Below are 24,471 nucleotides of genomic sequence, written 5' to 3' on the forward strand. Positions count from 1 at the left end.
ATCCCTTAGAGTGATCCAGTGAACAGCCGTCTCTCCACTCCTGTTCACCGGACGAACCTAATTATTGGCCAGATGCCTTCAGCTTTTTCAGCGCCGTCTCTTCATCCTCAATCACACCAAATTCCATGAGTAAATCCTCCAGCTCTTCCATAGAAATCGGGGTCGGGATTGTCATCATATTGTTATTCAGGATCTTTTCTGCCAAAATCTCATATTCTCTCGCTTGCTGATGATGAGGATTATATTGGGCCACGGTCATTCTTCGCAGCTCTGCATGCTGAACCACATTATTCCGCGGGACAAAATGGATCATTTGTGTATTCAAACGGCGTGCCAGCTCCATAATGAGCTCATCCTCACGGTCCGTATTACGACTGTTGCAGATCAGACCGCCCAATCTTACGCCACCGCTGTTGGCATACTTTAGAATTCCGCGCGCAATGTTATTGGCCGCATACATAGCCATCATTTCCCCGGAGCATACGATATAAATTTCCTGTGCTTTATTCTCACGGATCGGCATTGCAAATCCACCACATACCACGTCACCAAGTACGTCATAGGATACAAAATCCAATCCTTCATAAGCCCCTTGCTGCTCCAAAAAATTAATAGCTGTAATAATCCCGCGGCCGGCACAACCCACACCCGGTTCAGGTCCACCACACTCCACATTAAGAATGTCGCCATATCCCAACTGAACTACATCCTCAAGCTCCAAATCCTCAACCGTTCCTCTTTCTGCTGCCAATTGGAGCACTGAATTCTGAGCTTTAGTGTTCAAAATCAGCCGTGTGGAGTCCGCTTTAGGATCACAGCCTACGATCATTGTTTTTTGACCAAATTTAGTGGCGAGCTGCGCCAAAGTGTTCTGCGAAGTTGTGGATTTACCGATACCGCCCTTACCGTAAAAAGCTATTTGTCTCATCATTCATCATCCCTTCGAAATCGATATATTTTCAAAATAAGAGCTGAATTTCACACTTTCTAGAATCGCATCCTGTATTTCACCTTTACGCACCAGAGGCAATACTCCGGCTTTATTTAAGCTGGCGCGAGGGACATCGCCAATACCAGAACAGAGCAATATTTGACAGTCCTGTAATATAGAAATAATTTCTTGTAACGTGGCATTCTTATCCCCATTACAATCCGCTTTACCGTGGCAATAGGCCTGAATCTTTCTGATACCTAGCAGTTTCACGTTTATTCCATCCGTTTCATAAACCATGAACTCTGTCGCGTGACCAAAATGTTGATTGACCTTATCCCCACCACGTGTAGCAACAGCGACTTTGGTGGTGTGCTGCCCTTGCTGGAAAGAGTTCTGCCTTAGCTCTTTGGCTTTGACACGCTGACGGATTTTGGCATCGAGTTCACGTTGAAAGAGCGCTCTAGCTTGCTCATTAATAACTGGATTTTCATCCATCTTTTCTAATATAAAATCCTGATTACGATCCTGACCTAGCAGCCCAATGGCATCAGCACGGCATTGCCGACAATGGCGCATGACCTTCATCCCTTCGCGCCCAAGCACTTCCTGCAGGTTGTGCAGTTCTTTAGGACGCGGCGCCTTGCGCCCATCCCGTTCATACTGACTTCCCGGTGCGATAATTAAAGGCGTCACATTATGCAGAGTTGCCCCGAGCGCTTTAACTGTTCGCGATACTTCAGGGAGATGATGATCATTGACCCCTGGAATCATAACGGAATTAACTTTAACAAGAACACCTTGCTGCGCCAGCAGCTCCAAACCTTGAAGCTGGCGGCTGATCAGCAGCTCCGCTGCTTCTTGTCCTTCGTACCGGATCCCTTCGTCAACAACCCATGGATAAATTTCACGGCCCACATTGGGATCAACGGCATTGATGGTGATCGTGACATGACGGATACCTAGCGCTAGTATGGCGTCTACATGCCTGTAAAGGGTCAATCCATTAGTACTCAGGCAAAGGGTAACATCAGGGACCTGCCGCTTGACTCGTTCGAACGTGTCAAAGGTTCGTTCTGGATTCGCCAGCGGATCACCCGGACCTGCAATCCCAACTACCGACAGTTGCATCAGCTGTGCGGCTACACCTTTCACTTTGCGTTCAGCTTGCTCTGGAGTTAGCACTTCACTAACTACACCAGGCCTGCTTTCATTCACACAATCGAATTTCCGGTTGCAGTAATTACATTGGATGTTACAGGCGGGAGCAACCGGGATGTGCATCCTAGCAAAAAAACGATGAGCTTCCTCACTGTAGCAGGGATGGCGGCTGAGCTCCTCCTCTGCTTCAATGGATAACCTCGATGACGCCTGCGGCATTTCTCCACCTCCTAAAAACTTTATGCAGCATGAACTTCTAGTACTTCTTTGCAGTAAAACTCACTCTGATAGAACAACTGATGTAATTTTAGTTAACACAGATCTCGCTTGATCGCTTTGATTAGTTTCATCATATTTTCATCAACCTACATCGTCAATCGAGTTTTCCCTTTTTAAGTCTGTTTTTCCTTATGTTTGCAGTTTCGTCATATTAAATGTGAGTTTATATAACCTATATCTATCATGTTTCCGTTTCCATTTTATTCAATCTCTGTTGATTCTCCGTCATCATGTCATGTTTCTGGCCATTTTAAGGAATCTTAAAAGATAGAATCCATTTATTTCTGCAACTTTTATTGACAATGACTTTCATCTCGTATATGATCTCTTTAGGCAAGAACACATTGAATAATCTTAAAAATTTAATATATCCCGTAAAGGGGAGTAGCTGTTAAATAAAGTCGTCAATACGAGAATATGAGGATATTCTCCGGCTTTATTGGCAATTCACATTGTTAGCGAGACCTTTACCAATCAGGTTAGACCTTTATTCCAAAGGCTAATCTGTTTGGTAAAGGTCTTTTTTATATAAATTTGGTTAAAATGGTAGGGTAGATATCTTTTGGTAGATATTTGCATTCAAAAAGGGAGGACAACAGTAATGGATTGGGGATTATTATTAGAGTACGGTTGGGTATTGCTTGTTCTGGTAGCACTAGAGGGACTACTCGCCGCAGATAACGCATTGGTATTGGCAATTATGGTTAAGCACCTTCCTGATGAGGAAAGAAAAAAAGCGCTGTTTTACGGATTAGCAGGAGCCTTCGTGTTCCGATTCGGTTCGCTATTTGTCATCTCCTATCTGGTCGATATCTGGCAAGTACAAGCCATCGGCGCGATTTATTTATTATTTATCGCGGGTAATCATATTTTCCGAAAACTGTTGTTTAAGAAGCCCGTCACAGATGAAGCTGCTGAAAGCGGCACTGACGGTGCGGTCAATAAAAAGAAATCCAGCTTTTGGTTTACTGTTCTGAAGGTAGAAGTTGCTGACATCGCCTTCGCGGTCGATTCCATCCTAGCCGCAGTTGCACTCGCGGTTGCTCTTCCTGCAAGTGGTCTTCCAAAAATCGGAGGCCTTGATGGTGGACAATTCCTCGTCATCTTTGCCGGTGGATTTATCGGTCTGGTCATTATGCGTTTCGCAGCTTCCTTCTTCGTTAAGCTGTTGCATTCCCGTCCAGGACTTGAAATTGCAGCCTTCTTTATCGTAGGTTGGGTGGGTGTTAAGCTGTCAGTCATTACATTGGCGCACCCTTCACTTGGTGTTCTGTCCGAAGATTTCGCTCATAGTACCTGGTGGAAAGCCACCTTCTACGTTGTGCTCGTACTCATCGCTGTAATCGGCTGGTTTATGAGTAGCCACAAGGTTGAAGAGAATGTTGGCGAGAATCCGGTTCGAGAAGTAGACAAACAACTCGGTAAATAATCGTTAAAATACAGCCACAAACCATACCCCGAAAGATGCACCTTCTGAACAGGTGTCCGTCTTTCGGGGTATTGTTATTTATCCTCGTTTTTGCTCTCGATATTCCTGCGGCGTACAGCCAACGGTTTTTTTGAAGAATCGAAAAAAATAGTGCTGATCACTAAACCCGAGCTGGCCGGAGATCTCGTGCATTTTTAGAGCAGTTCCAAGCAGCAGCTCCTTACTCAGCTCCACTTTTTTCTCCAGAATATAATCAGAAATCCCCTTCCCTGTCGTTCTTTTATACCAGCGTGACAGATAGGACGGATTAAGTGAGACTTCCTGCGCAATCCGGGTTAAGGACAAATCATCGGCCAGATGGGATTTAATATATTGGTGGATCATGGACAGGATATTCGATTCATCATGTTTATAGGTAGCGCTTCTGTTCGAGATAATCCATTCAAAAAACGTGTGATAAAAAGAGATAACATCCGACCAGTGTGTATTGATATTAAAATATAACAAGCGTGATAAATTCATACCGCTATGTGCTTTTTCCGTTAAACCTAATTCTTGTAAAGTCTGAAGCAGGGTGTTGCTGATCCCAGACATTAATCTTAATCTCAAAAAAGGATCCTCCGGCCCACCTTCCCCCGAGAGCTCCACCCATTTGCGAAAAGATGTGCCCCAATCGAGATCACCTTCAAGCAGCCTTTGTTTTAAATAGTCGAGCAGTAATTCCGCTGTTGCATTTCGATTATGCATAGAACCTGGACTTGGGCCCACTTCCTTGGTATTTATCCTCAGCAGCTTTTCCATCCCCAGTCCGGGGCTATCAAAAATGGCTAATCGTAAACGGTTCAAGGCATAGTTCAGCTCATGCCAATGCACTTCCTGATCACTGGCGATGATAGACACAGATAGTTGCAGACATTTGCCACAGGCTTGCTGAACGGATTCCATTGTTCCGTGGACGAAGCGGAGCGTTTTTAACCAGAGCTCTTCTTCCTTGATTGAGGATACACTTTCACTTTTAGGCTGAACAAAACAAGCTATCGTCCCCGGATCCAGATCCACAGCCTTAACTTCAACCTTGTCGCTGAGCAGCTCCTCCGCAATATTGGCTACCGCATAACGAATTAAGCTCCGGTCTGAAGCCGTTTCATAATTTCGCCAAGCCTCCATTCGCATAATAATAGGCAGGACGGGTCCATCCGCGTTGAACGGGAGCTGAATGGCGTCGAATTCAACCTGCAAGCTCTGCCGGTCTATCCGTTCGGTGCGTCTTAGAATATCGTGTAATAATTGCTGCTGTAACTGGGGCAGCGCGCGCGGGAGCTTGTCGCGAAGCCACTGGCTTTTATAGAAATAATCCTCTTCTGAAGATATTTTCTCCAAAGTCAGCTCCACAGCGGCACGAATTTTATCCATCCCCTCTGTCTTCAATAAATAGTCGACTACACAAGGATTTCGGATCGCCTGATGGGCAAAATCGAATTCATTATGTCCTGTCAGCAGAATTACTTTACAACGTGGCCAGCGGTCGACAATTTCCTGAATTAACGCCATCCCATCCATACCTGGCATACAGATGTCACTAAGCACAATATCTATTTTTACGGTATTAAGCCAGTCTATGGCATGATCCGCTGAATGAACCTTTATGATCTCCAAATCTTTAAAATCTGCCTTTACAAAAAATTCGTACAGCCCATCCAAAATATTAGGCTCATCATCAACTATCATCATTCGTTGCATCCTGCACGTCCCCTTTAAGCGGTAAATTGACTCTTACACAAAGTCCGCCCAAACTGCTTCTCTCTGCCATCAAGCCATAAGGGGAACCAAATTTGATCCTCAATCTCTGATTTACATTTAATAAACCCGTGATCTCCCCCTGAATGGCATTCTGCTCGGAGAACTGGCGCTGCAAGAGATTTAACTTGTCCTCACTAAGTGAGTCACCGTTATCTTCTATTATAATAGTCAGCGTATGCTCAACTTTTTCATAACTCATTTTTAATAGGCCATTGCTGCTTTTTTGCTTAAGCCCATGCTCGAATACATTTTCAATAATGGGCTGCAGGAGAACCCGTGGGACTTTGATGTCCCGGCAATCCGCTGCAATCTCATCTACCTCAGCTCTAATTCTCGCGCCAAAACGAATCCGCTGTATAGCCAGATAGACCAAAGCATGCTCCTGCTCTTGCTGCAAAGTAACCTCCTGGGCGGAATCCCGGGTCATGTACCGAAAATATTGCCCTAAATAATCAGAGAATTCCTTGATCAGCTCTACATTTTCCACCTCAGCCATCTGTTTTATGCTAAATAGACTGTTATAGAGAAAATGAGGCGTGATCTGCGATTGTAAATGTTTAAGCTCCGCTTCCCCTGTCCGGATACGCTGCACGTAGTTCTCATCGATTAACGTATTCAGATGCTTAAGCATCTCATTGAAACGAGAATATAGATACCCAAACTCATCCCTGCGGGAGTGAGTTATAAAGATCCCCGTCTGCCCCTGCTCCGCTTTCTTAAACCCCCTGATAAGAATAGACATCGGGCGATGAATCATCCTGTATGTCCATAAAGAGAACAAGATAATGATCACTATCGAGACAACGAACAACAACCATAGCAACAATGAGTAGACATGAATCGGCTTCATGAGCACCGTATTGGGAATATTTGCGGTCAGCCTAAAGTTATTGCTGTGATCGTAGAGCGAATAGTAAAAAGAATTATCAAAACGATACCGCTGCACACTTACAGTCTCTTCACTATTTAGTGGTTTCTCTATGGGGAACAACCTGGGCTTCTGGTCAGAAGTTGATATCACATAATCGTTATTGCCGAAGGCTAACGTAATATCGCTCCCCCCTGATACCGCAAATTCTTTCAAACGCAACTCAAGCTCAGGTGAGGAAAGCTTCACTCCCAGCAAAAAATTAGGTGAAAGATTACGATCCAGATTATAGGGATTACTGCGCAGTAAATATAACTCGTCTTCGTATTTAGATAAAGCACCCTTCAGATTACCCATAGTGGCCAGCAGACTTTGCCATTCCTCGTTGGTGACATCCCTAACCCCCACCGCAGCGCTAACCCGCTTATTAATTTCCGGGACATAATACACAACATCACTAATATAAGGACTGGTTTCTTTGATTTGTTTTAGCTTGGTGTATATATTGTTCAGATTAGAATCCACTTCGTACCGGCTCATAATTGGAATACGGGTACTGAAGGTAGCCAGCGTTTCATCCTGAGAGTACTCCGTGACTAAGCCCGTTATCCGTTGCAGCTCAAATTCAAGATGGCTGTAGTAAAAATGAACCTTCGATTCGTTCGCCCTCTCCACTTCAGCTTGCATTTGGTTGGAGCTATAGTAAGTAATAGATATACTCAGCGCGCAGAGTGGAAGCATGACCAATAGGAAAGCTCCGATCAGCTTGATCACAATGGAATCGGGGTTCCACCCGATGGAGAATGATTTCATTGGAATTTTCTCCCTCTTCTATCGAATAATAATAAAGAAGGAGCCATGTTCAGGCTCCTTCTTATTTTTAGGTCCAGTCCAGTTTAACCCTTTACACTACCCACGACTAGTCCATGCACAAAATATCTTTGCAGGAACGGATAAATCGCCAGGATCGGAATGATAGACAAGAAGATCTGGGAGGCTTGCGTTGTACGGTCTGAGATTTGGTTTAATAACGCAGCTTGTTCAAAAGTAATATTTTCGGTCTGGATCGACACCTGCTGAAGTATGGATTGTAAATAGGTAGCCAGCGGATAATGTTCCGGGCTTCTCATATAAATCATGCCATCGAACCATGCATTCCAGTGACCCACCAAAGCGAACAACGTAATGGTCGCAATACTTGGCATAGATACCGGCAGATACACACTCCACAACGTACGTAAGTGTCCTGCGCCATCCATCCATGCGGCTTCCTCCAATTCTTTGGGCAAACCTCTGAAGAAATTGAGCATAAGCAGAACATTAAAGATCGGCACCGCGCCCGGTATAACAAGCGCCCAGATGCTATCCAGCAGCCCCATTTCTTTTACAATTAAATAACCAGGAATCAGACCCCCACTAAAGAGCATCGTGAACACAAAAACCCAGGCATACACGGTCCGTGAGCGGAAGGACTTTGCCTCTTTAGACAGCGGATAAGCTACTAGAATCGTAAACAACAGGTTAACGGATACGCCAAGCACTACCCGGAGCAGGCTAGTTCCAAAGGAGTGAATGAACTGGTTGTTCTGAAGGATATATTTATAGGAAGAAAGAGTGAAATCCACAGGCCAGAAGGTTACGCTACCCGCGTTAACAGCTGCGCTGGAGCTGAAGGAGATCGCCAGAATATTCACGATTGGAAAAAGACAAAGCACCGCGAGCAAAGTCAGAAATACATAATTGCAACGGAGAAACCAACGATAAGCAGTTGAAGTATGGTGCATTTAGTCCACTCCTTTCTCTCTAAAAAATCCGATATTTAGCAAAACGATACGCCAGATAATAACCCAGCCCGATAAATACGAAGGAAACTACCGATTTTATCAATCCTAGTGCGGTCGATACAGAGTACTGAGCATCCTGTAGACCAATTCGGTAAATCATCGTGTCCAAAATATCACCTGATTCATACACTAGCGGATTGTACAGGTTGAACACTTGGTCAAATCCCCCATTCAGGACGTTGCCAAGGCTGAGTGTAAGCATCAGGATCATAATCGGGCGAATACCCGGAAGCGTAATATGCCAGGTCTGCTTCCATCTTCCGGCACCATCGATTACAGCAGCTTCATAAAGAGAGGAGTCAATGCTGGTTAAAGCCGCCAAATAAATAATCGTCCCGAATCCAAACTCCTTCCATTGATCTGTGATCACTAGTACGTATGGGAACCAGCTATTGTCCGCTAGAAATTGAATAGGCTGCATGCCTAGTGCTTTTAAAAGCATGTTGACAATCCCGCTGCTCGGAGACAGTACATCTACGATAATCCCGCCCAAGATAACCCATGAGAAAAAGTGCGGCATATAAATAATCGTCTGAATCGAACGTTTGAAGCCGTTTACACGAACCTCATTAAGCAATAAAGCCGCTATAACTGGCACGGTCAGCCCAGCAATAATTTTCATGACGGAGATAAATACAGTATTCCATACGACCTGACCAAAACCGGGAAGCTCAAACAAATAACGAAAGTTTTCGAGCCCTGTCCAGTTCATATTCTTAAACCCTGAAATCGGGGAAAAATTCTGGAAGGCAATTACAAGGCCAGCCATTGGAATATAACTAAAAATAATGATCACTATTAAGGCAGGTAAAATCATTAAATGGAGCGGAATATTACGTAGAAATTGCTTAGTATTAAAGTGCATATGCTTTCTCCTCCTTGTATCTCAATTATAGAGCAGCCCCAAATTGCCTTAATAGTGTAGCGTATTGACTTTAAGTATCTTTTGTTGACCTGGTTATCGAACCGAATAGCTGTTCAGCCAAAAAAAGAACTGCCCGTTTGTCATTATCATGACTAGGGGCAGTCCTCTTCTGCGTCGTTTTTACTAGTTTGCTTTTACGATATCATTTACTTCTTTCGTTATTTGATCTCCACCGAGCTTTTTCCAGTTGGCTACGAATTTGTCGAATTCATCGATAGGAAGACTTCCGTAAATGATTTTGACAAAGGTCTCTGCACGCAGTTTATCCAAGGTAGCCGCTTTGCTGTTCATCGTTTTAGTTGGGGCATAAATGAACTCATTCATCAACACCAAGTCATTGTCGCGGTAGTGTTTGATAACCGATTGTGAGCTAAGCGGCCCAAAGATCCGTTCCATATGCCATTTATCAAGATCTCCACCGCGGTAGCTTTGAATATCATCATAGAATAATTTAGCTTCAAGGCCCATGTTTGAGGTATCTCCCGATTCAAGGGCTTTTTCCACTTCATCCTGTGCCTTTACATTTTTGTTCGGTGGCAGGTTGGATACAACCGCGTTTTGGAAGCCCAGACCTGTGTCCCCGTTCAAATATTTTGCCCGTTCTGTTTTAGCGGACTCCCCAAACATTTTCTCTGCTTGGAAGTTAAGCAGCTTGATCAATGCCTCCGGATGTTCGTAGCCCTTACGGACCGCGAATACGCCACCAATTGTAAGATGGTTTTGGGTTTTGGCAGGTTGGTCATCAATAGATTGTACTGGATAAGGCACCCAGTTAACATTTTGATCCTTTTTAATCATGTCCTTTACTTGGAAAGGGGCCCATTGCGGCAAAAATAACATACCGGATTTACCAGCATTCACATCCTCCATCGCTTTGGCAAAGTCTTTTACCCCAAACTCTGGATCAATGACTCCTTCCTTATACAATCTTTGCAGCTCCGCAAGTCCAGCCTTTACCTCCGGTTGAATCGTACCATTCACAACCTCGCCATCGGCGTTTTTGATCCAAGTTTCCAGGTAAGCATGGTACCCGAGTAGAAACGCATTGATTGGCAAGTCCTTGTTCAACGAAATGCCGTAAGTATCCTGTTTGCCATTTCCGTCTGGATCTTTAAATGTAAAGTCTTCTGCAATCTTAATAATATCCTGCATGGATGTTGGCTCTGCCAGATTCAGCTTGTCCATCCAGTCTTTTCGAATCCATATCATATCAGAGGAATCCAGCGAACCCGGGAAGCTTACCATCGCCATCAGTTTTCCATCTTTCGTAACCGGCTTTAGCCCTGCTCCGTCCTCTTCTGCGTAATATTCTTTGACAAGATCCGAAGCATATTTATCAAATACCCCGGTCAAATCCTCCAACATGCCAGCTTCATAAAGCTGCTCGAATTGCACCGTGGACACCTTTAACAAATCAGGTAAATCCCCGCTCGCCAAGGTAACATTCATTTTATCGTTATAGTTAGCATCAGCCACAATCCAGTCATAGGACACTTTAATCCCAAGCTCTTCCTCGTATCCTCTGGTCCAGATGTTATTGGAATGTGTATCGCCCTGCGCCAACGTCTCTTTGCCTGTTTCGTTCATCGTGGAGCGAAGTTTGATCGGCGGATCATATTTGGTTAAAGGGCCGCCTTCCATTTCCGTTTGCGCACTAGTGTTTCCCTCTGCGCTACTACTACTGTTTCCACTACTGTTTCCACTATTATTGCTGGAGCAACCACTGAAAACTAATGATAAAACAATGGCCGATGCCATTAAAGGCAAGCCTTTAATCTTTTTTTTCATCTATTGAACCTCCCTTATTTTCTATATCCTAATTGTAAGAAGAAAGCGTTAACACAGCGAGTGTGAACCGTTTACATTCGGTATCTTTTCTTTACCTATTCATGTTCGCCTAACAAAGCTCCGCTTTAGGGTCACTCTGATTATCATAATACTGTGAGTTTGTAAGTGTCTATGTATTGGTAATTAATCACACAAAAAAGAGGCTGATCCTTATGCTATCCCTTAAGAATCTTAGCCATCAAGATTACCTATATAGTGAGCCGGCGGTTGCATAGTGTAGGCGGAATGGACTGAGGACTGCGCGGAGGATTGTGCTGAGGATTGCGCGGAGGATTACGCTGAGGATTGCGCGGAGGATTACGCTGAGGATTAAATTAAGCGTTGAATTAAGCGTTGAATTAAGCGTTGAATTAAGCATTGAATTACGCGGTATTACGCGTTTAATTGTATTTAGTACACTTATAATGCATCAAATCACTCGGCCAAAGGATATAAGTGTATTTCGTACACTTATATTCTTGCTTTTCTCGCCAATAGGTGAATTCTCTAGTTTTTAGTTGCAGAGAATGCAATTAAAGATACACATGCACCTTTTGCATAAGAAATAGCTGTATAGAATGCAGTTATTTTGCGGATTCCAGCAAGAATCGGCGCACAAAAAATGCTGAGAGAATACTGGAAACTGCATCTGCCAGATAGAGATGCTTTATTCAATCCGCCGCGCTGCAAACTAAAAAACCAGGCAGCGATTCTCCAATCATCGGAGAATCGCTGCCTGGCTGTCTTATTAACACTTATTGACCTATGATCTGATCGGTCTTTCCTTGCAGCTCCACTAGCTTCATGATCACCGAAGCCGCCAGCGCTTTTGTTACATTCTGCTGCGGATTAAACTTGCCGTTGTCATCCTTTAAGAGTCCCAATTTCACAACAAGAGCCACGGCCCCCTTATTGTTTATAGCTGAGCTATCACTAAACTGACTTACAGTCACATCTTTATCAAGATAAGCTGTGAGTTTATTGTATTTCAAGAAATTAGCCAGATGAACAGCAAGCTGTTCCCGGGTTAACTTACTCTCTACTTGCAGGCTTTCATCCTTATTGATCCATTTACGATCTGCTGCAAAAATAACTGCATCATAATATGAATTCTCTGGCTTCACGCCTGCCACAGTTTTTCGTTCATTATTATTATAATAATTGGTGAAATTCGGACTAGAAGCTTTGGCAAGATAGGATAACCAATCACCGACAGTTATTTCTTGATCCGGGTTCACTTTGCCGTCGGCATCCGGTGTAATCACATGGTGGTTTACCAATTCTGATAATTCCCGCTCTGCTGCATGACCTTTGATGTCCGTTGCAGATAGTTGAGCATCCTGCTGACCGAGGTAATCATACACCGCAACCCATTTTCCAGTAGCTGCATCCAAAACCTGATTCAATCCATTAGATTCATCAAAGGTTGTATCATATACCAGCTTCACCTTCGGTGCGACATAGTTACTATAAGTATTGTATCCACCAACCTGAGTATATTTCAGCTTAGTCTGATATTTAGGCTTATAACTTTCGAGCGCTTCTTTCTTGGAAATTGTTGCATCAGGCGATAATGTGATTCCATCGATACCGCTTATCCGATTCCCCATGTAAGAAGTCAGTCTGCCGTAAAGATCCAAACTTACCGTAATGGTGCTGTCACTCACAGGAATTCCTTGATGATATCTAATAAACTGGTATCCATATCCTGATCCGTCTGAAGTCAAACTCGAATTATCCCCGTATTCTACCAGCTTTAGCTTCTGGCTCGCCTGAGGATATAGACTATTAATTATACTAAGCGCTTTCACCTTCGCTTCAGCCTCACTAAGCTTCTTACCTCCAGCAGGTGCCGGCTCTTCCTTCTTCTTATCCTGAATAGCACCATAAGCTTGAACCTGGTACTGCAATACTTCACCGGTCTTTGCATCGATCTCGGCAGAGGATTGTTCTGGAAAGCCAGCACCAATGTAACGATCATTTCCATTACTGCCCCAGTATAGCTGCCAGATTTTCCGATCTGAATCCTGATAGTCATTTCTCAAGGTTTGCGAGATCAATTTACGATCTGCCGGGATATAAGCAACCTTCTCTACAAGCTGTGCTGCTTCTTTTGCAGAAAGCTCTGTACTAGAACTTCTTGCCTGAAAAACATCCTTGCTCTTCGCTACTTCTGAATACACGACTGAGGTGGATACGGATTCTTTTCCTTCATAATCTATCCGCTTACCCGTTAATGCATCGATAGGATATAGAGACTGATCTATTGGACGCCAGCCTAGGATCCAGTTGTTAGGTTTTCCGTTCTTATAAATAGGAATGTAAAATAGGCCCACATCAAACTGTTCCGCAAATTGCTTCTGTGCTTGCTCCAAGGTAATCTTGGGCTGTGCAGACGGGTACTCAAGCCCTTGAGAAGACTTAGAGAATTGCGTTACAGTTCCGTTACCATCCACAACTATGTTAATGCTGTCTGAACCAGAAGGAATACCATTTTTCAGAATACTGAAGTTATATCCATATTGAACAGGACCGAATAATGATTCCGAAAAATAACTATAACCAACATTCTCATTTAATTGCAGCTCACTGCTCTTAACCGATGAGGCTGCCTTAGCCACAAAAGTCTTAGCGATCTCCAATGCCTGAGTCTGAGATACTTTCGGTGGATAATAGGATTCGTTCTTCTCCTGGGAGAATGAGAGATAGGTGTTGATGATATCACCATTAATGGCGTCTACCTCACTGCTAAAACCATATCCCATATTCCCTTCTTGAACCTGCCACTGAATATGCCAGATCATTTGATTTGCTGGAGCTGGGTAGCTTTGGTTAGATCCCAGTTGAACATTGTTTACAGTTGCATCTTTTAGAGATGGGAATAGTTCTTTTAACTTTGCAATGGCTTGCTCCTGCGTGAATTTCACTTTTGCAGGATCAGCCTCAGATTTCGTAGTCGTAGCTGGAGCCGCTGATTGCGTACTAACCTGCGTTACGGAAGTGTTGCTGCTAACAGATATAGAATCGGCTGCGGCTAAGCCAGGGGGTAAGAGTAACGCGAGTGCAACGGAAGTGATTAATACCGTTTTAGCTGTTTGATGAACAAAAAGAGTACTATTGCTTTTCAAAAGAATTCATCCTCCTCTAACACGTGATTCATATTATTATACAGATATTTTCTTGTATTTTCCATAATTATTTAACGACAGGAAATTACGACATTTTTGTGATGTGAGCTATAATGGTAAACAGTTGCAGCTATAATTCATCTAGAAAGGGGGTCACCGACATTACTGACTGGAACCTTCAGCCGCTTATTGACGGTATTACTAACCTAGACATTCGCAGTTGTTTGATCATTCAACATGGAGAACCCGTACTGGAGCATTACCGCGATCCACAAATCGCTGAAGAGCTTGGCAAAATCAACTCGTGCACCAAAAGCGTACTCTCCGCCTTAGTTTGCATAGCCATAGATAAACAAATGATTCCACCTCCAGACACACCTATTTCTTTATTTTTTCCTTCATTAAAAGAAGATCGTGACCCACGTAAAAGAGAGATCACTATCGAACACTTATTAACGATGACCGGAGGCTTTAACTGGACAGAGTTCGGTGGGCAGAATTCTTTTCCGGCCATGACTAAAACCGCAGACTGGATAAAATTTGTGCTTGCACAGCCATTAGCTCATACACCAGGAACCGTGATGACTTATAACTCAGGCTCCTCTCAGCTCTTGTCCGCAATCCTGCGTGATTGTGCTGGACAGGCGGTTACAGAATTTGCCGAAGATCAGCTGTTTCAACCACTTGGCATTCAAAGCTATCACTGGGAGAGCGATCCGCAAGGCATACATACCGGTGGGTTCGGACTTCATCTGAAGCCGGAGGATATGCTGAAATTCGGCTTACTTTATTTGCAAGAGGGACGCTGGAAGGATCAGCAGATCCTTTTTTCAGATACAATTCAGCAATCTACTCGCCCTTACGTTGAAGCCAATCATCCGCAAAAAGGATTCTACGGCTGGCATTGGTGGGTATCCCAATTCAATGCAGGTTCAGAGCAACAGCCGAACGAGATCCCTTATTATTTTGCACTCGGCTTTAAAGGCCAGCATATCATTGTAGTTCCTGCTTACGAGCTGGTTGCCGTTATCACCGCGGATAAGTACAAAAAAGGCTCTCCTGCAAATGTTTTCGGCCGATTTATTGTGCCAGCTCTTCTAGGGCAGTAAGAACCAGGAATCACATGCAGTTCTATGTGTGGATACCACACAATCCATAAAGCAGCCGCAGCCATAGACTGATAAAGTCTTGGCTGTCACTGTTAGATTTGTACAAATGATCGCAATTAATTTTTCTTCAACTCGTTTGCTGCAAGCTTAAATGACACCAAATTTCTTTAATGCGTAGGCTATCCCGCCTTCACTTGCTTTTTTTGTAACAAAATCGGCTTTTTGTTTAAACTGTTCCGCACCGTTTCCCATCGCAATGCCCAATCCCACATACTCCAACATGTCGATATCATTCCCACCGTCACCAAACGCGATAGCCTCTGACTTGCAAATATTCAGATAATCCAGCACCTGTTTAATCGCCGTTGATTTAGAAACTTTTGTTTCTTCAAGCACATTCATAACGTATCCGTGAAAACGTTCGAACCGTAATTCAGGAAATCTTGGGATACTTCTATCAATTTCACTCACTAGAGTACCGTCCACATCAAAAAATACAATCTTATACATATTATGAAATAAGCCTCCCCGTTCGATCGTAACTAGATAGATTATATTTCATGGGATCTAAAACAAGAAGGAAGCCGATCACACGGATCAGCTTCCTTCTTATTTTCGTATTCAGCTTCGGCACAACAAGCTTACGTCGTTAATTTTGCATATACCACAAAAAATAACATCATTTCACCAATGATCAGGTAATTAGGTATAAGGAACAACAAATCTACTACGAAAAAAACACCAAGTAAACCTAATAATAACGTCAAATGGAATATCCCTAACCGTTGCTGTATACGTCTATATTTATGGAAGACCAGTGAGGTAGAGAAGAAGTAGAGCAGGACCGATCCAAAAATAAAACACACCATAAATATATAATTTAATTGATCTAAAAATAGCAGTTGGATCGAAGCTGCAATCATACTCAAGGATACATAAATAAATAAATGCCCGTAAATTATGGTTTGCCCGGCAGTCTCTATAGTCTTATCCACTTTCTTTTCAACATTATCAAAATATTGCCACCACATAGCTATAATTAATAGAAAAGTTAATAATGCAAATACAATAGATTGCCATGTCCAGTGGCTAGACTGTAAAACCGCAAGGATACTGACCACTGATTCCCCAAGCAGAATAAGCGTAAACAACGAGAAGCGTTCCAATAAATGATGAGTATTGATCGGACTTTTCACCAAGTATTTCCGGCCTACTAATGGAAGCAGAATGTCTACAGTAATTCCCGCATACAAAACTACATAACGCATCCAAGAGTCAAAGAAAAGTGATAAAGAAGAGATCATTAATCCAATCCAAAATCTGCTTCCCAAATACCGGGCAGTGCTCTTTCTATCAGCCGCTTCATTCTTATTTATCGTAAGATATTGAATGGCTGTCATAGCTCTTAAACCAACATAACCTATTAAGAATGGCATATAATATTGATCAAAGTTAACCGATAAGCTCGCCGTCATTATTAATACAAAAAATAATTGTAGAATCAAGAATATCCGATGTGAAAAGATATCTTGCCCAAACCGATTCACAAAAAGCGATTGCCCTACCCAAGCCCACCAGATCGGAATAAATATTAAGATAAATTTGGATAAGTATTCAAGTGGAATTGTACCCGCCTCTACATGCAATAGGACATGGCTCGCTTTTGAAACTGCTGCTACAAAAAGCAGATCATAAAATAGCTCCAGCCAAGTAACTTTCTTCTCAGCAATGGATACTGTACTGTGCTCAAATCCCGATGTGCGTTTATTCATCGTCTGACTCCCTTGGTTTGGATGTATATTTCTAATACAGTTTATCGAATACTTATCCATCTTAACCGAATTGATATACTAATTTGAAGACCCTTTACCTAAAAATAAAACCAGCAAGCCTCCACACAGAGAGCTTGCTGGTTTTTAGTAAATAAAGTTATTCCCCGGCAATACCGGAGCGTTCCACACTTTCTACAAAATGACGCTGTACGAACAAATACAGAATCAGAATTGGCAGAATGGTTAGAATACACGCCGCCATAACCTGATTCAGTCCAGTTGGGGCCATCCCAATAGAACCCGAAGTCATTTGCGACATCGTCTCCGCTGCCTGATTATTGGAACCATAAAACATCGCTAATCGCTGCGACAGATTATAGAAATCCGGTGTTGTTAAATACGTATTCGGTTCAAAGCTGTCATTCCAGTGCCATACCACAGAGAACAAGAATACGATCAGCATTGCCGGCTTGGCGATAGGAAACATGATTTTCCAGTACGTTCTGAATGCGCCTGCACCATCGATACGTGCTGCTTCCTCCAACACTTTAGGCATTCCGCGATAGAACTGAATAAAGATCAGTACGAATAATGCCCCCTTCAACCCGTGCCCAAACATAGAAGGAACCACAAACGGCAAATGTGTATTAATCCACCCCAAGTCACTAAAGAACAAATACAGTGGCACAACAATCGTCTGCGGTGGAACTAGAAAAGTAAACAGCAGCAGAACGAAACATACTGCGTAGCCTGGGAAACGGTATCTGGCAAAACCATAACCGATTAAGGAACAGCTTAAGATTTGCAGAACCGCACTCCCGAAAGAAATAATCGCACTATTTGCGAACCCGGCCCAGAATTTAAGCGAATCCCATGCCAGAAAATAGTTGCCAAAACTTATCTTTTTCGGAAGCCATTGCACTGTGGCATCAGCTACATCTGTTACTTGCATCATGGATTTGGATACCATGTATAACAAGGGATATAGGAATACGAACGTTAAGCTGAGAATAACCAAGTAATAAAAAGCGATATTCAGCACCTGAAGCGAACGTTTCACGACCCTGTCCAGCCTGCCGCTTGCTTTTAGACGAGTTGTCAGATGTTCCATGTTCGTTGTCCGAACCTGCTTTACGGATTCCTTCAACATCTTCTACTTCCTCCCTTCGGTGGCACCGAGCGACTTGCTGAATAACAGGAAGACCAAACCCAGAACCAAGAAAATAAACACAAAATAAATCCAGCCCATCGCTGAGCCATATCCAAAATCATTATTCTTAAAGACGACATTCAAAATATGACTCATGATTTGATTATCTGCCTTCGTGAATGAGCTGACGATACTAAACAACGTGTTTACAAGCATCATCGGCATAATCATCGGGAAGGTGATTTTCCAAAAGCTTTCCCACGCGGTTGCTCCATCACATTTGGCCGCTTCATACAGTGAAACAGAAATCGTCTGTAACCCCGCTAGAAAAATCAGAATTTGCACGCCAGAATCCCACATCACCAGCGTTAAAGATTCTGCATATTTCAGCAACGACTTCAAAATGTCGCCGGGGATAAAGTTATGGAGCTTATCATATAAATCCTGATTATAAAAAATTGGTAAATTTGCGGCACCCTGATCCATCAATTTGCCCAGAATCGCCCCTGAAGCAATGATGACCGGCAAAAAGAACACGCCACGAAAAAAGGTTTTTCCTACGAGTCCGCGATTTAGCAGAATCGCACAAAAGAGCGAAAAGATAAGAATTAACGGAACCTGAGTCACCGTCGACACCATCGTCGATTTCAGCAGAGGCAAGAAATTAACATCTGTAGTAAAAGCGGCGCGATAATGCTCCATCCCAACAAAAGTGGCCAGTAAACCGCCTTTGCTCACTTGGAGATCCTGAAAGGAATAATACAAGGAACGGCCCAGCGGAACAGCCATAAACACCAGAAATCCGACCAGCCACAGGCCGATGAAGGAATATCCTTCAACGAAATAACGCGCTCGCATCGATAGCTTTGATTTTTTCACTTCATCATCCTCCTGTTACCGCATAGCTGAATGCCTCGACGGTCTGACCAGACACGTCAACAGACTGCTCATTATAGTTGACTATAATGCTCACACCGTTTGCATAAGTCGTCCGAAAGACCTTACTTTGCAGCTGCTCATGATTCGTCATTTGCTGGTTGCTAATGCTGTCATAGACCTCTTTCAATGCGAGATAATTCTGCACAGAAGGTGCCAACCAGTTCTCAAGACTAGAGCTGAACAGCCGGTCTGCCATGGTTCTCTGAAGATCGCTAGTCGGAGCATAGGTTAATTCATAACTTGGAAGGGCTCCATATTCCAGCGCCCGTAAGGTTTGGTTACGGGAATCATCGTACAGATTAACCGGGCTTGCTGTATAAGGCACTAAGCCGTGTAACACTAGTTGATAAAAAGGAATCGCCCGATCTGTATAGACAAATTGACTGGAGTCGAGCGGCACCTGATCAATCCGGTTCACATGTCCTAATGTATAGGCAAAACCATAATCTACTGCCGTGTTAAGCTCACCCTTACGGAAGTTATCCAATGCATTAACATAAGTATCTTCTGTAAGCTGGCGGTCCGTATTGGATTTATTATCCTCATCGGAGTATAGCAAGCTTCCAAAGTGTTCAAACTGCACACCCTTCACACCCAGATCCTGAAACTTGCTTAACTCAGCATTACTGCGTTTTGCGATAACACTAGGTTTCATTAAATAAAAATAGTCATCCGTATTCCACCGGGTAGAGAGATAATAGACGTACTGCTTCAAGACTTCACGATTAATACCGCGGACAGCATCTCTGCTTGCCTTCACGCCGTTGCTATCTTGGTAAGGTTTCACGTAGTTAGCTTTCAAATAAAGATTTACGCCCTTGCCTGCGGCATATTCCTGAAGCTCTTTTAGTCCCTTATTGCCTCCCAGCTTCTTCTCAACAGGGAATTGTTCTGGCTGGTTTCCGTATAAACCATTTTTGGACCATCCCTCGATCGTAATCTCTAGCTGAGTAACACCCTCTGCCTGATATTGATCAATCATGTCCTTGATTTGTTTAAACGTAGCTGCTTCTATAAAAGTTGAACCGATGACTTCATCACGTGAAATCCCACCGAGCACTTGAAGATACAATGGCGTGTTCTCAAGAACTACTTCCTTGACCTTTTTCTCCTCCATTAAGTAATTACGGTATTCCTTCGCCATCCCAACGTAGTTGGCTTCCTCACCTTGGAGCAGAACATAACGTACGTTACGATCGGTTTTGATCATCTCACCCTGATAATAAGGAATTTGGCCGGAATTGCCGACAAAAATAACATCATCCTTGCGCAGGGTAAATTCACTTGATGCTCTATAAAGCGAAATAGCGCGAATGCCTGATGGAACACCGTTGATTTTAGCGTCGGTATCTCCCTTAGTAACAATTGCTAAATATCCTGTGTCTCCCTGATAGATTCCAAACACTGGCAAAGCGATAGCTTTTTTAAGAGGTGCCGCCTTTTGCCAAGAGTTATCCGTAATTTCATGATTTTGTTTCACAAAGGTTTCGTCCCCGCCGTAAATGTATTCAGAATAACCTTTCAAATAAGCGGGATGATCTTTCCGAAACTCCAGCAATGCCCCTGAACCATCTGGAAGCATCATTGCCCCCTCTGCATCTTCTCTAGCCGCATGAAAAAATGGCAGCACCTCCAGACTCGTGAATTTCGCATTCCCCTCTTCCTTCAAATACTCCTGTGGAATGGAAGCCTCAAATCCATTAGCAGTCAGTCTGTACTCCAGAGCAAAAGAAAGCTTCAGGCTAATAAAAGCAAACTCCGCGCGGACGACATCTTGCTCAATCGTTACGGTAACCGTGGAGTCTTCATCTTTAAGTGGGTAGACCTGTGTAATGTCAGCCCCCTGTGTGTATCTGGCATAAATTGGCGCGGTCGTATATTTCTTAATATTTGGCATGGCTGTTCGCTCCAGCTGTGGAGATCCAAGCCACTCCTTGTTTGTGATTTTGTCTGTGATGCGAAGATTTCCCGATTTCTCATCTACATATAAAATATAGCGTTCGTTCTCCAATGCTTTTGTTCCAGGCGTGACCGGCTGTAGCTCAACCTTCTGTACAGGTGCTGCTACAGCGGCTGGAGCCTGCTCTTCTACGGGATCCGTGGTCTCCTTTTCTTGCACAGAAGTGGCCTGCCCTTCAGCTGGTTCAGTCACCACCGATGTTTGCTCTTGCCCAACCTCTTTGCTTTCTTCAGTCTGAACAGACTGCGCAGCGGTGGACGGATCGGCGGAACTGTGTTCGGGTTGAACATTTATCACTGCGAACAGCATCATCACAACAATACAGAGAATGGCCCGCACTTTAACTTTTTTTCTCATCGTGTTACCTTTCCCTCCTTACGCGCGCAATCTCAATTCTTTGAGCAGATCGACAATAAATGAAACAAATTGATTGGAAATACCAAATAGCAAAATGCCTACAAACCAGATAATGGCGATCCCTATTACACTGATTATGGTGATAAAAATAACCTTGCGAATCTCAAAATCATGCAGGATCTTCACCTTCATTAAAATCAACCAAGCCACCCAAAGAATCACAAACTTGTGCAGCAGATTGAAGGTTGAAGCCTCATCCAGCGAAAGGACCAACGTTAGCAGTGTGACTGGGATGATAAAGAGCATGTATGGAACAAGCGCAAAGGCACTGCCCACAAAAATCTCTTTAAATTTCCCCTCACCATCCATAATCGTACTGACACCCCAGTTCGAGACACACCAGGTCAACCAAGGAACGATAAGCCAAATAAACTCATGAAACATAGAGATTTCATGCGGCTCTCTAGTTTGAAAAGCATACCCTGTAATCAGAATCGAGATCATTCGTGCCACAAAGGTCAGTAGAACGATGGCAATCCCCTGTATCCAGCGGATACGCTGCTTTCCTTGAATATCGTTATAGAACTGATAAGGATGAACTACAACCTGATGAATCATTCGCAAAGTGTTCATCCAATCTCCCCCTTTGCCGGTTCCAAAACTGCCTTGTTTCCTCTATACAGCCAGGCATGGAATCTCCGGTATAATCTCGGCGCACTCCAGAACAGTACTAAGAACAGTCCAATTCCGCCGGCAAAGAAATAAGTAAAGTGCTCCCGGATATACAATTTACGATATTCGCGGAAAGCGGATGAATAGTCAGCTTTGGAATTTGAAAGCTTGAAATAGCTCATAGATTCCTTATATTGCTCTGCTTTATAAAGCGCTTTGCCGATAGCCTGATAAGCCATATCATAATTGGCGTTCAATCGCAGCACCTCTTGCCATAAGGATTGCGCTTCGTCATAGCTGCCATCTACATATAGCAAAGATGCCTGATGAACCAAATCCGCAAACGGCGTGGTCCGGAAGCGATCGATTCTGCCCCGTCCTTTATCCACTACATAGATCAGACCATCAGCGGTTTGATCTACGGCGGAAGGAGTCACGAAGAGTCCATTCTGATCCCCAATCCCGCCGAAGCTGAATAACAAATTCCCCAGCTTGTCATATTGAAAGACTTTACTGGACTGCAAATCCAGCGCGGTTATAAATCCGTTCTTATCAATACTGATCCCCATAAAGGAAGCCATACTGAATGGACCCTCGGAGTAATAATCGCCGTACCAGCGTTTACCAATGTTCAGCGTATCTACGCCTACCGGAGATAACCGTTTGATCTGGTTATACTCTTCGCCCAGGGTTGTGCTGTAGATAAATCCTTCTTCATCCAGATCCACGTTGGAGAACTCAGAAGGTTTAACGGTCGCCAGCTGGTTCTGCTGCTCTTTGGTGGCCACCAGCTTAATTAAGAGTCGTGTCCAGGAGAAGCCTACATGGTTCGCTCCATAGAACCCCTTGAACTTACCGCCCGAGTCAATTTGCAGCAACCCCTGCGTGTTACCATCGCTCACCACATACATATAATCACGCTTATCTACAACTAATTTAGAAGGAGAATAAGAGAAATTAGCACCCAGTAATGGGCTATCCGGTTTTAGCAACTCTTTTACGAACTTTCCATTTTTATCAAAAATAGCAATACGCGCGTTTTTTGTATCTGCTACATATACCGTTCCATCCTCTTTCACGAATACACCCTTCGGCTCTTGCAGCTTGCCGCTGCCTTCCGTATCGCCGATCAGATTTAGCAGACGACCGTCCTTATCCATATGAACAATGCGGCTATTGCCCGTGTCTACTACATAGAGTGAATCGTCATCACTAATAAAGAGAGATTCCGGATTTTTGAAGGACCCCGTATCTGTTCCTGTTGGATCGATAGAAGAATCGTAGAGATAACCATTAATCGAGCGGACCTCATTGCCGGACTGATTCCACGTATACCCCTCATATGGGGCTTCACCAGCTAGCGCCTGCCCTGGAAGCAGCAGCACTGGCAGTGTCAGCGTCACCATTAGCCCTGTTAGCAGCATTTTTTTCATATTACGTCCTATCATCATGACTCCCCCTATTCCTTCAGCCCCGAATGGGCCATTGTCTGAAGCACCATCCGCTGCGTTAATATAAAGACAAGAATAGTCGGGAGAATCATCAAGAAGCTTGCTGCTGCCAAAGTGCCTACCCTAGCAACGACTCCGGCTCCACCACTGATGGTTTGGATGGCAAGCGGCAATGTCTTCATTTCCTGAACAGTCGTATAGACCATTGAAGGATACGGATCATTCCAAGCAGAAATGAAGCTAAATAAAGCAAAAGTCGAAATCGCCGGCTTAAGCATTGGCATCACAACCACCCAGAATACCTTCCATTCTGAAGCCCCGTCTATGCGGGCCGCCTCTAATAAAGCGTCTGGAAGCTGCCGCAGGAACTGGGTCATAAGAAACATTCCCATCGGTGCAGCCAGATAAGGTAAGATCATTGCAAAATACGAATTCATTAATCCGCTGCGGCTAATCAGCAGATATTGCGGTATTTGCAGTACTAAGGGTGAAAACATCAGCGCCGCCACAATCATACTAAAGATAGCGCTTTTAAATGGCATATTGTGCTTGGCAAGCGGATAAGCCGCCATTGCTGAAATTAAGACACCCCCGACCACAATCCCCGATGTAACGACCACGCTATTGAAAATAAACCGTGAGAACGGCACCGCCGAAGTTCCGGTAATTAACAGCAAATCACGAAAGTTCACCAACGTCGGATTCACTACGAAAAACCGCGGTGGGAACAGGAATAGTTCGCTTGTTGGTTTTAAAGCAGTCACTGCCATATAGACAAGTGGCAGCAGCATAATTAGGCCAAACACCGTTAAGAACAGATATAAAAAGATGCCGCCATAGTCAATACGCCGTAAATTTATTTTGTGCAT

18 protein-coding genes are annotated in these 24,471 nt (G+C 43.7%); 2 read left to right on the plus strand and 16 right to left on the minus strand.

Going from position 1 to position 24,471, the window contains the following annotated elements; genetic code table 11:
* Positions 1–61: 61 nt before the first annotated feature.
* Both nifH and nifB read right to left on the minus strand, forming a co-directional pair.
* A complete protein-coding gene (gene nifH / locus MKY54_RS25295; protein ID WP_235219430.1) occupies positions 62–931 on the minus strand; it encodes a nitrogenase iron protein in 870 nt (289 codons plus the stop codon).
* Between the two features lie 3 nt (positions 932–934).
* Positions 935–2,311, minus strand: a complete 1,377-nt coding sequence (nifB, locus tag MKY54_RS25300) for a nitrogenase cofactor biosynthesis protein NifB (RefSeq protein WP_339188307.1) — start codon at positions 2,309–2,311, stop codon at positions 935–937.
* Positions 2,312–2,972: 661 nt separating this feature from the next.
* On the opposite strand from nifB, the gene MKY54_RS25305 reads away from it, so the two are divergent.
* The gene (locus MKY54_RS25305; RefSeq protein ID WP_036679597.1) at positions 2,973–3,800 is read left to right on the plus strand and encodes a TerC family protein; all 828 of its coding nucleotides are present in this window, start codon (positions 2,973–2,975) and stop codon (positions 3,798–3,800) included.
* Positions 3,801–3,878: 78 nt separating this feature from the next.
* Here MKY54_RS25305 and MKY54_RS25310 read toward each other — a convergent pair whose 3' ends face one another.
* From MKY54_RS25310 to MKY54_RS25335, 6 genes are all read right to left on the minus strand, one after another.
* Positions 3,879–5,540 carry a response regulator gene (locus MKY54_RS25310; protein WP_076194609.1) on the minus strand — a complete coding sequence of 554 codons (1,662 nt, stop codon included), beginning with the start codon at positions 5,538–5,540 and terminating at the stop codon, positions 3,879–3,881.
* Complete coding sequence (locus tag MKY54_RS25315) at positions 5,518–7,281, minus strand: histidine kinase (RefSeq protein ID WP_076310368.1); 1,764 nt, start codon at positions 7,279–7,281, stop codon at positions 5,518–5,520. Before MKY54_RS25315 ends, MKY54_RS25310 begins: the two co-directional genes overlap by 23 nt.
* Positions 7,282–7,364: 83 nt before the next feature.
* Positions 7,365–8,252 carry a carbohydrate ABC transporter permease gene (locus tag MKY54_RS25320; protein ID WP_076099478.1) on the minus strand — a complete coding sequence of 296 codons (888 nt, stop codon included), beginning with the start codon at positions 8,250–8,252 and terminating at the stop codon, positions 7,365–7,367.
* A 19-nt stretch (positions 8,253–8,271) separates the two neighbouring features.
* Positions 8,272–9,177, minus strand: a complete 906-nt coding sequence (locus tag MKY54_RS25325) for an ABC transporter permease subunit (protein WP_036679607.1) — start codon at positions 9,175–9,177, stop codon at positions 8,272–8,274.
* A gap of 183 nt (positions 9,178–9,360) precedes the next feature.
* A complete protein-coding gene (locus MKY54_RS25330) occupies positions 9,361–11,025 on the minus strand; it encodes an extracellular solute-binding protein (protein WP_339188309.1) in 1,665 nt (554 codons plus the stop codon).
* A gap of 794 nt (positions 11,026–11,819) precedes the next feature.
* Positions 11,820–14,192, minus strand: coding sequence for a YcdB/YcdC domain-containing protein (locus tag MKY54_RS25335; protein WP_339188311.1), 2,373 nt, complete (start codon positions 14,190–14,192; stop codon positions 11,820–11,822).
* A gap of 224 nt (positions 14,193–14,416) precedes the next feature.
* Here MKY54_RS25335 and MKY54_RS25340 point away from each other — a divergent pair, with 224 nt between their 5' ends.
* Positions 14,417–15,301, plus strand: a complete 885-nt coding sequence (locus MKY54_RS25340) for a serine hydrolase (protein WP_339188312.1) — start codon at positions 14,417–14,419, stop codon at positions 15,299–15,301.
* Between the two features lie 147 nt (positions 15,302–15,448).
* On the opposite strand, the gene MKY54_RS25345 is transcribed toward MKY54_RS25340, so the two are convergent.
* The 8 genes from MKY54_RS25345 to MKY54_RS25380 form a co-directional block, all read right to left on the minus strand.
* On the minus strand, positions 15,449–15,811 hold the full coding sequence (locus tag MKY54_RS25345) for an HAD-IIB family hydrolase (RefSeq protein WP_256721105.1): 363 nt from the start codon (positions 15,809–15,811) through the stop codon (positions 15,449–15,451).
* Positions 15,812–15,942: 131 nt separating this feature from the next.
* The gene (locus MKY54_RS25350) at positions 15,943–17,031 is read right to left on the minus strand and encodes a low temperature requirement protein A (RefSeq protein WP_076186426.1); all 1,089 of its coding nucleotides are present in this window, start codon (positions 17,029–17,031) and stop codon (positions 15,943–15,945) included.
* A 199-nt stretch (positions 17,032–17,230) separates the two neighbouring features.
* On the minus strand, positions 17,231–18,223 hold the full coding sequence (locus MKY54_RS25355) for a carbohydrate ABC transporter permease (RefSeq protein ID WP_081387615.1): 993 nt from the start codon (positions 18,221–18,223) through the stop codon (positions 17,231–17,233).
* 3 nt (positions 18,224–18,226) lie between these two features.
* Positions 18,227–19,102, minus strand: coding sequence for a sugar ABC transporter permease (locus MKY54_RS25360; RefSeq protein WP_081382489.1), 876 nt, complete (start codon positions 19,100–19,102; stop codon positions 18,227–18,229).
* 4 nt (positions 19,103–19,106) lie between these two features.
* Positions 19,107–21,479 carry a DUF5696 domain-containing protein gene (locus MKY54_RS25365; RefSeq protein WP_076194600.1) on the minus strand — a complete coding sequence of 791 codons (2,373 nt, stop codon included), beginning with the start codon at positions 21,477–21,479 and terminating at the stop codon, positions 19,107–19,109.
* An 18-nt stretch (positions 21,480–21,497) separates the two neighbouring features.
* Positions 21,498–22,112: a YIP1 family protein gene (locus tag MKY54_RS25370; RefSeq protein ID WP_076129177.1), complete on the minus strand. Its 615-nt coding sequence runs from the start codon at positions 22,110–22,112 to the stop codon at positions 21,498–21,500.
* A complete protein-coding gene (locus tag MKY54_RS25375) occupies positions 22,109–23,599 on the minus strand; it encodes a hypothetical protein (RefSeq protein WP_339188314.1) in 1,491 nt (496 codons plus the stop codon). Before MKY54_RS25375 ends, MKY54_RS25370 begins: the two co-directional genes overlap by 4 nt.
* A gap of 11 nt (positions 23,600–23,610) precedes the next feature.
* Positions 23,611–24,471 carry a carbohydrate ABC transporter permease gene (locus MKY54_RS25380; RefSeq protein WP_036679629.1) on the minus strand — a complete coding sequence of 287 codons (861 nt, stop codon included), beginning with the start codon at positions 24,469–24,471 and terminating at the stop codon, positions 23,611–23,613.

Source organism: Paenibacillus sp. FSL P2-0121 (assembly GCF_037975345.1).
GTDB classification, from domain to species: Bacteria; Bacillota; Bacilli; order Paenibacillales; family Paenibacillaceae; genus Paenibacillus_AQ; species Paenibacillus_AQ odorifer.

Coding starts and splice junctions, on each gene's coding strand:
- MKY54_RS25330 (WP_339188309.1), bottom strand. CDS start 11,025: ATGAAAAAAAAGATTAAAGGCTTGCCTTTAATGGCATCGGCCATTGTT.
- MKY54_RS25325 (WP_036679607.1), bottom strand. CDS start 9,177: ATGCACTTTAATACTAAGCAATTTCTACGTAATATTCCGCTCCATTTA.
- nifH (WP_235219430.1), bottom strand. CDS start 931: ATGATGAGACAAATAGCTTTTTACGGTAAGGGCGGTATCGGTAAATCC.
- MKY54_RS25380 (WP_036679629.1), bottom strand. CDS start 24,471: ATGCACAAAATAAATTTACGGCGTATTGACTATGGCGGCATCTTTTTA.
- MKY54_RS25365 (WP_076194600.1), bottom strand. CDS start 21,479: ATGAGAAAAAAAGTTAAAGTGCGGGCCATTCTCTGTATTGTTGTGATG.
- MKY54_RS25355 (WP_081387615.1), bottom strand. CDS start 18,223: ATGTTGAAGGAATCCGTAAAGCAGGTTCGGACAACGAACATGGAACAT.
- MKY54_RS25375 (WP_339188314.1), bottom strand. CDS start 23,599: ATGATAGGACGTAATATGAAAAAAATGCTGCTAACAGGGCTAATGGTG.
- MKY54_RS25315 (WP_076310368.1), bottom strand. CDS start 7,281: ATGAAATCATTCTCCATCGGGTGGAACCCCGATTCCATTGTGATCAAG.
- MKY54_RS25305 (WP_036679597.1), top strand. CDS start 2,973: ATGGATTGGGGATTATTATTAGAGTACGGTTGGGTATTGCTTGTTCTG.
- MKY54_RS25310 (WP_076194609.1), bottom strand. CDS start 5,540: ATGCAACGAATGATGATAGTTGATGATGAGCCTAATATTTTGGATGGG.
- MKY54_RS25370 (WP_076129177.1), bottom strand. CDS start 22,112: ATGAACACTTTGCGAATGATTCATCAGGTTGTAGTTCATCCTTATCAG.
- MKY54_RS25320 (WP_076099478.1), bottom strand. CDS start 8,252: ATGCACCATACTTCAACTGCTTATCGTTGGTTTCTCCGTTGCAATTAT.
- MKY54_RS25345 (WP_256721105.1), bottom strand. CDS start 15,811: ATGTATAAGATTGTATTTTTTGATGTGGACGGTACTCTAGTGAGTGAA.
- nifB (WP_339188307.1), bottom strand. CDS start 2,311: ATGCCGCAGGCGTCATCGAGGTTATCCATTGAAGCAGAGGAGGAGCTC.